The sequence below is a fragment of the Pseudomonas sp. G5(2012) genome, assembly GCF_000408945.1.
GTDB classification, from domain to species: Bacteria; Pseudomonadota; Gammaproteobacteria; order Pseudomonadales; family Pseudomonadaceae; genus Aquipseudomonas; species Aquipseudomonas umsongensis.
Window position 1 is genome coordinate 1 of the sequence record NZ_APIO01000107.1, and the last position, 8,673, is coordinate 8,673.

Annotated in this window: 11 protein-coding genes; 2 read left to right on the forward strand and 9 right to left on the reverse strand. The window is 60.4% G+C overall.

Features of this window, described 5'->3' with window-relative positions; translation table 11 throughout:
- Nucleotides 1-164 precede the first annotated feature (164 nt).
- A complete protein-coding gene (locus PG5_RS26640; RefSeq protein ID WP_020800178.1) occupies nt 165-362 on the reverse strand; it encodes a hypothetical protein in 198 nt (65 codons plus the stop codon).
- Nucleotides 363-579: 217 nt separating this feature from the next.
- Between PG5_RS26640 and PG5_RS26645 the strand changes: the two genes are divergently transcribed.
- Complete coding sequence (locus tag PG5_RS26645) at nt 580-942, forward strand: NUDIX hydrolase (protein WP_042955771.1); 363 nt, start codon at nt 580-582, stop codon at nt 940-942.
- Between the two features lie 10 nt (nt 943-952).
- Here the strand turns inward: PG5_RS26645 and PG5_RS26650 are convergent, their stop codons facing one another.
- The 8 genes from PG5_RS26650 to PG5_RS26685 form a co-directional block, all read right to left on the reverse strand.
- Entirely contained in the window at nt 953-1,726 is a 774-nt protein-coding gene (locus PG5_RS26650) for a 1,6-dihydroxycyclohexa-2,4-diene-1-carboxylate dehydrogenase (RefSeq protein WP_020800180.1), read from the reverse strand.
- Between the two features lie 11 nt (nt 1,727-1,737).
- The gene (gene benC, locus PG5_RS26655) at nt 1,738-2,751 is read right to left on the reverse strand and encodes a benzoate 1,2-dioxygenase electron transfer component BenC (RefSeq protein ID WP_020800181.1); all 1,014 of its coding nucleotides are present in this window, start codon (nt 2,749-2,751) and stop codon (nt 1,738-1,740) included.
- 10 nt (nt 2,752-2,761) lie between these two features.
- Nucleotides 2,762-3,250: a benzoate 1,2-dioxygenase small subunit gene (gene benB / locus PG5_RS26660; protein ID WP_020800182.1), complete on the reverse strand. Its 489-nt coding sequence runs from the start codon at nt 3,248-3,250 to the stop codon at nt 2,762-2,764.
- A complete protein-coding gene (gene benA, locus PG5_RS26665) occupies nt 3,247-4,611 on the reverse strand; it encodes a benzoate 1,2-dioxygenase large subunit (protein ID WP_020800183.1) in 1,365 nt (454 codons plus the stop codon). The genes benB and benA overlap by 4 nt, the downstream gene beginning before the upstream one ends.
- A gap of 246 nt (nt 4,612-4,857) precedes the next feature.
- Nucleotides 4,858-5,817 carry an AraC family transcriptional regulator gene (locus tag PG5_RS26670; RefSeq protein ID WP_020800184.1) on the reverse strand — a complete coding sequence of 320 codons (960 nt, stop codon included), beginning with the start codon at nt 5,815-5,817 and terminating at the stop codon, nt 4,858-4,860.
- A 218-nt stretch (nt 5,818-6,035) separates the two neighbouring features.
- A complete protein-coding gene (catA, locus tag PG5_RS26675) occupies nt 6,036-6,965 on the reverse strand; it encodes a catechol 1,2-dioxygenase (RefSeq protein WP_020800186.1) in 930 nt (309 codons plus the stop codon).
- Nucleotides 6,966-7,019: 54 nt separating this feature from the next.
- On the reverse strand, nt 7,020-7,310 hold the full coding sequence (gene catC, locus PG5_RS26680) for a muconolactone Delta-isomerase (protein ID WP_008029082.1): 291 nt from the start codon (nt 7,308-7,310) through the stop codon (nt 7,020-7,022).
- 10 nt (nt 7,311-7,320) lie between these two features.
- The gene (locus PG5_RS26685) at nt 7,321-8,466 is read right to left on the reverse strand and encodes a muconate cycloisomerase family protein (RefSeq protein ID WP_177326153.1); all 1,146 of its coding nucleotides are present in this window, start codon (nt 8,464-8,466) and stop codon (nt 7,321-7,323) included.
- Nucleotides 8,467-8,593: 127 nt separating this feature from the next.
- Here PG5_RS26685 and PG5_RS34330 point away from each other — a divergent pair.
- On the forward strand, nt 8,594-8,673 hold an 80-nt coding region (locus PG5_RS34330), incomplete at its 3' end, for a LysR family transcriptional regulator (protein WP_155943751.1).

An 8,673-nucleotide genomic window follows, 5' to 3' on the forward strand; every position in this document is an offset into this window, starting at 1 on the left:
CCCTTCGGTTTTTACCGGACACTAGTGACGCTCTGCGTGGGAATGCATCCTGTGACGCTCCGCATCACCGTTGCGCACGGCTCAATTAATGCGTCGTCAGTGGAACGCGGAGCGTCCCTGGCGGCATTCCCACGCAGAGCGTGGGAACGATCACACAGGGGCAATCACGTGGCTTGCTGATTACGCGGCTTGCCTGGACGCGCCTTGTAGCCAGGCAGCGCCGCCGCAAAGGCCAGCGCCTCTTCGCGACTGGCAAATGAGCCAAGCCGGTCACCTTGGGTGCAGACCCGCCACGGGCCGTTGTTCACACTGAGTACGTCGTAGCCGTTCATGTGCATCTTGTTCAACATCGGAACGCTCATAGTCACCTCCATCTTGGCAGTGATCACAGGGTTGACTTCCCTACCTTACACCCCCCTGCCGCGAAGATGCCGACCGGACGTCGAGTCAGCACACGGCAGTGCGATTGCACTTTTAGACACGCCTGCCGCTCAAAATATCCAGGAAACATGCAATGGGTTGCGGCCCAAATATTGCATTTTTGTTACTGTTTTATGACATTCCGGATTGAAAGAGCCCATGAAAGTACGTGCAACCGTCATTTGCGAGCAGGACCGGCACATACTCCTGGTGCGCAAACCCAGGAGTCGCTGGATGTTGCCCGGGGGCAAAGTGGAGCGCGGCGAGACCGCGCAGGATGCCGCGGCGCGCGAATTGCTGGAGGAAACCGGGCTGGGTGCCGACGATATGCTGTACCTGATGGAACTGGAAACAGGCGGCACCCGTCACCATGTCTACGAAGCATCGTTGCCGAATCCGGACCAGGCACGGCCGCAAAACGAAATTTTCGATTGCCTCTGGTACCCGCTGAATGCGGTGCACAACCTGAACCCAAGCGACGCCACGCTGCGGATCATCAAAGCGTTTCAACGTCGCCTGTAGTTCACGCGCTTCAGCCTTGGTCGCCGCCGCCCACTGGCATGATCATGCCGGTGATGTAGGACGCTTCATCGCTGGCCAGGAACAGAATGGCTGCTGCCTGTTCATCCAGCGTGCCGTAGCGCTTCATCAAGCTGCTGTCGAGGGTCTGATCGACGATCTGTTGGTACCAGACCTTCTCTTGCTCACTCTGCTCGGCACTGTTACGCGGGATAACCCGTGGCGGGGCTTCGGTGCCGCCCGGCGCAGTGGCGTTGACTCGCACCCCGCGTCCAGCGGTTTCGAACGCCAGGCAGGCGGTCAGCGCATTCACCCCGCCCTTCGCTGCGCCGTAGGGCACACGGTTGACGCTGCGGGTGGCGATCGACGATACGTTGACGATCGCGCCACTGCCCTGCTGCAACATGTACGGCAATGCCGCATGACAGCACCACAGGGTTGGAAACAGCGAACGGCGAACCTCGGCCTCGATCTGCGACGCCTCGTAATGCTCGAATGGCTTGGCCCAGATGGTCCCGCCGACGTTATTGACCAGCACATCGAGTCGACCGAAACGCTCGACGGCGCTTTGCATGACCCGGTTGCATTCCTCGTATTGCTCAAGGTCGGCGGTCAGGGCCAGGACCTGGCTGTCCTTCGCCAACTGCTGCTGAACCTCGAACACCAGCTCGGAGCGATCGACCAGGATCAGCTTCGCGCCTTCAGCGGCCATGCGTTCGGCCACGCGCCGACCGATGCCCTGGGCGGCGCCGGTGATCAGCGCGACTTTTTCGTGGAATCTGTTCATGGAGGGAAACCTCACGCCGCGCTGGCAGCGAATTTTTCGTAGTAGAAATTCGCTGGATTGATGCCTTGCTCGCCGATGTACTTGCTCACCGCTTCAACCATCGGCGGTGGGCCGCACAGGTACACGTCGACGTCGCCATCGTTCAAATGCCTGGGTTCGATGTGCTGGGTCACGTAGCCCTTGAGCGGGTGCTGGCTGTCGGGACTGGCCACGCAGGCACTGTAGGTGAAGTTGGGGATGCGCGCGGCGAAGGCTTCCAGGCGATCGAGTTCCACCAGGTCGAAATCGTTGGTCACACCGTAGATCAGGTGCAACGGGTGTTCGCTGCCCTGCTCGGCGATCTTCTCCAGCATCGCGGTGAACGGCGCCAACCCGGTGCCGCCCGCCAGCAGCAACAAGGGTCGACGGATATCACGCAGGTAAAAACTGCCCAGGGGCCCTGCCAGGCTCATGCTGTCGCCAGCCTTGGCCATGCCGGTGAGGAAGCTGCTCATCAGGCCGCCAGGCACGTTGCGGATCAGGAAGCTGACTTCGCCGTCGCGCTGCAACGAGCTGAACGAATAGGCGCGGGTTTGCTCGCTGCCGGGAATGCCCAGGTTCACATACTGGCCTGGCAGGAACGCCAGTTTGCTCAAGGACTCGCCCTTGATCGACAACGCGATGGTGCTGTCGGACAACTGGCGCACCGCACTGATGGTTGCGTCGTAGCTGGCCTGGCGGGTGCGGCAGACTTCCGAGGACGTCGGCACCCGCACCACGCAATCGCTCTTGGCGCGCATCTGGCAGGTCAGGACAAAGCCTTGCGCGGCCTCATCAGGGCTGAGGGCGTCTTCGATGTATTCCTCACCCAGATCGTAGCTGCCCGCCTCGGCAAAGCACTTGCAGGTGCCGCAGGCGCCGTCGCGGCAGTCCAGCGGGATATTGATGCCCTGGCGGTACGCGGCATCGGCCACGGTCTCGCCGGCGTTGGCGTCGATGAAACGAGTGACGCCGTCTTCGAAATTGAACGCAATGGAATGGGTCATGACGGCTGCCTCACAAGTGGTAAACATCGATGACCTGACGAACGTAGTCGTTCTTCAGGATCACTTTCTTGGCCTTGATCAAGGGGTTTTCACCGCGCACATCAAGGGTGTAGAAACTGCTGCCGAAATAGCTGTCGACGGTCTTGTAGCGAAAGCTCAGGGTGTGCCAGTTGAAGCGCACCTTGCACATTCCGTCGGCTTGCTCGAGCAGTTCGATGTTGCTGATGTTGTGGGACGTGCGGGTGTCCGGCACGCTGGCGCTGGAGCGCTCGGTCTTGATGCGGAAGATGCGGTCATCAAGGCCGGTGCGGTTGCCGTACCAGATCAGCGAGATTTCCCGCTGTGGGTCTTCGGTCAGCTCATCGTTGTCGTCCCAGGACGGCATCCAGTACGTCGCGTCGGGGGCGTACAGTTCCAGCCACTCATCCCACTGGCGGTCGTCGAGGTAGCGTGCTTCGCGGTAGAGGAAATCACGTACCGCTTCATAGGAAATGGTCATTGCACGTCCTCCACGGCGATCAGTTTAGACTGCTCGGCAGCCAGGGCCTTGAGCATGGTCTGCTGCCAGTACTTGTGTTGCAGCACGAACAGGCCTTCGTCTTCGGTACGCACGCCGCTGAGCAGCGGATGCAGGTCAATTTCCTTGGCCGCCTCGTCGGCACCTTCGATCCAGTGCTCGGCGCCACGGGACATGTCGTTCCAGGTGGTGACGCTGCCCTGGTAGCTGGTCTGGCAGGAACGGAACTCTTCCAGATCGTCCGGCGTGGCCATGCCGCTGACGTTGAAGAAGTCTTCGTACTGACGAATCCGGCTCGAACGCGCGTGGTCACTTTCGCCTTTGGGGGCGATGCAATAGATGGTGATTTCCGTGCGGTTGACCGAGATCGGCCGGGCGATACGGATCTGCGAGCTGAACTGGTCCATCAGGTACACGTTGGGGTACAGGCACAGGTTGCGCGAGTTCTCGATCATCCAGTCGGCGCGGGCCTTGCCGAAGTCCTGGGCGAGTTCGTCGCGACGTTCGTACAGTGGACGATCCTCGGGGTTGGCCCAGCGGGTCCAGAGCAACATGTGGCCCTTGTCGAAGGAATAGAAACCACCGCCCTGCTTGGCCCAGCTCCCGGCGCTCATGGTCGGGTTCTCGTCACCGGCCTCGCGCTGTTTGCGCTGGTTCTGGGTGGCGGCGTAGTTCCAGTGCACGGAGCTGACGTGGTAACCGTCGGCACCGTTTTCGGCGGTGAGTTTCCAGTTGCCTTCGTAGATATAGGTGGACGAACCGCGCAGCACTTCCAGGCCGTCGGTGGACTGGTCGACGATCATGTCGATGATCTTCGCCGACTCGCCCAGGTGCTCGACCAGCGGCACCACATCGGCCTTGAGGCTGCCGAACAGGAAACCGCGATAGGACTCGAAGCGCGCGACTTTGGTCAGGTCATGGGAGCCTTCGCAGTTGAAGCTGCTCGGGTAGCCCGCGTTAGCCGGGTCCTTGACCTTGAGCAGCTTGCCGGAGTTGTTGAACGTCCAGCCGTGGAACGGGCAGGTGTAGGAGCTTTTGTTGCCGGACTTGTGCCGGCACAGGGTCGCGCCGCGATGACTGCAGGCGTTGATGAAGGCGTTGAGCACACCGTCCTTGTTGCGCGCGATGAAGATCGACTGGCGCCCCATGGTGGTGGTGTAGAAATCGTTGACGTTGGGGATCTGGCTTTCGTGCGCCAGATACAGCCAGTTGCCTTCGAAGATGTGTTCCATCTCCAGATCGAACAGGCGCGGATCGGTAAACATCTCGCGCTTGCAGCGATAGATACCCTGCTCTGGATCGTCTTCAAGCAGGGACTCAAGGTATTCAGGTCGCAGGGTCATGGCCGCCGCCTCCATTGTTATTGTTCAGGCAAGGCTCATGCTAGGACGGGGCAATGGGGGGGACTATCCGCGGGGTGCAGACCTTTATCCGTTTTTTGCAGGGGGCTGGTGTTGTGTCAGCGCCACCAATGTTGACAGTACCGCCCTCTTCGCGAGCAGGCTCGCTCCCACAGGAACAACGCGATCCAATGTGGGAGCGAGCCTGCTCGCGATGGCGTCAGGGCAGGCAACATCAATGTGTCGGGATCAGTGGCGGCGCTTGAGGGTATCCGATGGCAGCTCGCCGAACTGCTTGCGGTAGCTGTCGGAGAAGCGTCCCAGGTGCAGGAAGCCGTAGTCCATCGCGACCTCGGTAACGTTGCGCACGTTGCAGGTCGGGTCGCGCAGGCAGGCATTGATGCGTTCCAGGCGTTTCTGGCGGATGTAGTTTTTTGGCGTGGTGCACGCGTTGCGTTCGAACAGGCCATACAACGAGCGCAGGCTCATGCTGGCATGGCGCGCCAGCTCTTCGCTGTCGATGTCCTGCTTGAGATTTTTGGCAATGTAGTCGGCAATCGCTTCGAACGAGGCAGCCTGGGAGCCGATTTCGAGGCGGCTGACGTTGGTCTTCATCAGGCTGAGCATCTTGCTGACGATGATTTGCGCGTAATGTTCCTGCACCCGGGGAATCTGCTCGGTGGCCTCGGCCTCCTGGCAAATCATTGCCAGCAGGTTGACGAAGCCTTCCAGCTCATTGAGCTGGTAACGGTTCTCGAGAAACCGCACGCCTTGGCCCGGATAGCGCCAGCGCTGCTCGTTGCAGACGGACTCGAACAGGGACGTGGGAACCTTGAGGATGAATTTTTCGCAATCGTCAGAGTAGGTCAAATCGACCGGATCGTCGGGATTGATCAGCAGCAACTCGCCGGGAGCAAAGTAGTGTTCCTGGCCATGGCCGCGCCACAGGCAATTGCCGCGCAACAGCACTTGCAGGTGGTAGATGGTTTCCAGCGCGCCCGAAGTGACGCGAACGCTGCCGCCATAGCTGATACGGCACAGGTCCAGGCTGGCGAATTTGCGGTGATTGAGACTGGCCAGGGGGTGCCCGGCACGAGGCATCAGGATGCAATGATTACCGACATGCTGATTGACATAACCTGACACCGCGTACGGGTCGGCTTGGTCGAATATGGTGCTGCGCTGACTCAGCAGTTGCGCTTGCATCATCGGGTCACTCTCGTTGTTGTTATAGGGTGTATCTAGTCATTCTAGGGCAGTACTGGCAGCAGTGTGTCATTGGACTGACCTGTGGGCCGTTTCAAAATATAACCTGTAGGAGCGAGCATGCTCGCGATGGGCTTGAGGACGCCGCAGGGCATCAGGGCCCCAGCGTCATCGTCAGCGACCATCACGAGCAAGCTCGCTCCTACAGTGAATCAGGACAATCAGTCCTCCAGTGCACGAACCCGCTCGTGGCGCTGCTGCTCTTCGGGCTGTGCCGACGACTGCAGGGTGAAATCGAATTCGATTTCGGCAAAGCGACCGCTGACACCGTACTGCGCTGCACGCGCCTGGTCATCGCTGAAGGTGATCTTGGCGATCAGCTCGTCACGGGTGGCGTAGGCGAAATCGTCGTGCAGGTATTTTTCGCCGTCCAGGTTGATCTGGGTGGTCAGGTGACGATGGTCCGGTGCGGAGATGAAGAAGTGCACGTGCGCCGGACGCTGGCCGTGACGGCCCAGTTGATCGAGCAGTTGCTGGGTCGGACCGTCCGGTGGGCAGCCGTAGCCCGACGGCACGATGCTGCGGAAACGGTAGCGGCCTTCGGCGTCAGTGACGATGCGGCGACGCAGGTTGAATTCCGACTGTGAAGCATCGAAGTACGAGTAGGTGCCGCCAGTGTTGGCGTGCCACACATCAACAATGGCGCCAGCCAGGGGTTCGCCAGCGGTGTTGAACACCCGGCCTTGCATGAACAGGGTCACACCCGGATCGACGCCGTCATCCAGACGCGCTTCGCCTTGCGAAAGCGGTGCACCGGCGACGTACAGCGGGCCTTCGATGGTGCGTGGCGTGCCACCGGATTTACCGGCCTGCTCGTCTTCGGCGTCCATCAGCAGGTCGAGGTAGTGCTCCAGGCCCAGGCCAGCCACCACCAGTCCGGCTTCCTGGCGCGCGCCCAGCACGTTGAGGTAGTTGACCGCTTTCCAGAACTCTTCCGGGGTCACGGCGAGGTCTTCGATGATGTTCACCGAATCGCGCAGGATGCGGTAGATCAGGGCTTTGGTCCGTGGATCGCCGGCATCGTTGTGCAGGCCGCTGGCCTCTTCGAGAAATTTCTGGACTTCGGCAGTGTGGGAAATCTTGACGTTCATTTTACAGGTTCCTCATCTTGTAATTATTGGCATGGCGAGCTGAACGGGCTAGGTTCAGCGGTCATCCTCGCGAATTGACGAAGGATGCCGGCACATCGCGGTGACTTCGATCGCCATGTACGGATACAGCGGCAGTTGCATGAGCAAATCGTGCAGTTCCTGGACGCTGTCGACATCGAACACGCTGTAGTTGGCGTAAAGCCCGGCGATGCGCCACAGGTGACGCCACTTGCCTTGGTCCTGCAGGCGCTGGGCCAGGGCTTTTTCGTCGGCCTTGAGCTGCGCGGCGCGTTCGGGGTTCATGTCGACCGGCAAATTCACGGTCATCTTTACGTGGAACAGCATAATGCTCTCCTCAGGCTTGATGAATGGTGGATGTCTTGTCGCGGCGGAAAAACGCCAGGCGTTCTTCGTCCAGGTTCAGGCCCAGACCCGCGGTCTTGGGCACATGCAGCTCGAAATCGCGATAAACCAGCGGTTCGCTGAGAATGTCTTCGGTCAGCAGCAGCGGGCCGAACAGCTCGGTGTCCCACGCCAGTTTGTTCAGGGTGACAAAGGCTTGGGCCGAAGCCATGGTGCCAATTCCGCCTTCGAGCATGGTGCCGCCGTACAGGGCGATACCGGCCGCTTCGGCAATGGACGCGGTGCGCAGCACGGCGCGCGGGCCACCATTCTTGGCGATCTTCAGGGCAAACACCGAGGCTGCGCCTTCGCGGGCCAGGTTGAACGCGTCTTCCACGCACTCGATGGACTCGTCGGCCATGATTGGCGCCGGGCTCATGGCATTCAGGCGGGTCATGCCAGCGCGGTTGTTGCGCGAAATCGGCTGTTCGATCAGGTCGATGCCATTGGTGCCGAGGATGCGGCAGGCACGCAACGCGACGGCTTCGTCCCACGCCTGATTGACGTCGACCCGCACGCTGGCGCGATCGCCGAGGGCTTTCTTGATCGCAATCACGTGGGCCAGGTCGCGATTGACCTCGCCAGCACCGATTTTCAGCTTGAAGATGCGGTGGCGGCGCAGGTCGAGCATTTTTTCCGCTTCGGCGATGTCCTTTTCGGTGTCGCCGCTGGCCAGGGTCCAGGCCACGGGCAGCGAGTCACGCACGCGGCCGCCCAGCAACTCGCTGACCGGCAGGCCAAGGCGCTTGCCCTGGGCGTCGAGCAGTGCGGTTTCGATACCGGACTTGGCGAAGGTATTGCCACGGATACTGCGCTCCAGGCGCAACATCGCGGCATTGACATTGCCGCTGTCCTGGCCGATCAACAGCGGGGCGAAATGCTTGTCGATGTTGGTCTTGATGCTGTCAGGGCTTTCGTTGCCATAGGCCAGGCCACCGATGGTGGTAGCTTCGCCGATGCCTTCGATGCCATCGGCGCAGCGCACGCGAATGACCACCAGGGTCTGGTTCTGCATGGTGTGCATCGCCAGCTTGTGCGGGCGGATGGTCGGCAGATCGACGATGATCGTCTCGATCGATTCAATGGCTGTAGCAAGCATTTCGATACCCGTCAGGTTCTTGAAGTTCTGGAGCTGATTCTCATACGGCTTTTTCCGGGCGGCCAATATAGAATTGGTCTGGCTTGATACCCTGAAGGTATACAAGCGCTCGACATCCGGAGGCTCCATGGAACTGCGTCACCTGCGTTACTTTCAGGTGTTGGCTCAAACCCTTAATTTCACCCGCGCCGCCGAACGCCTGCACAT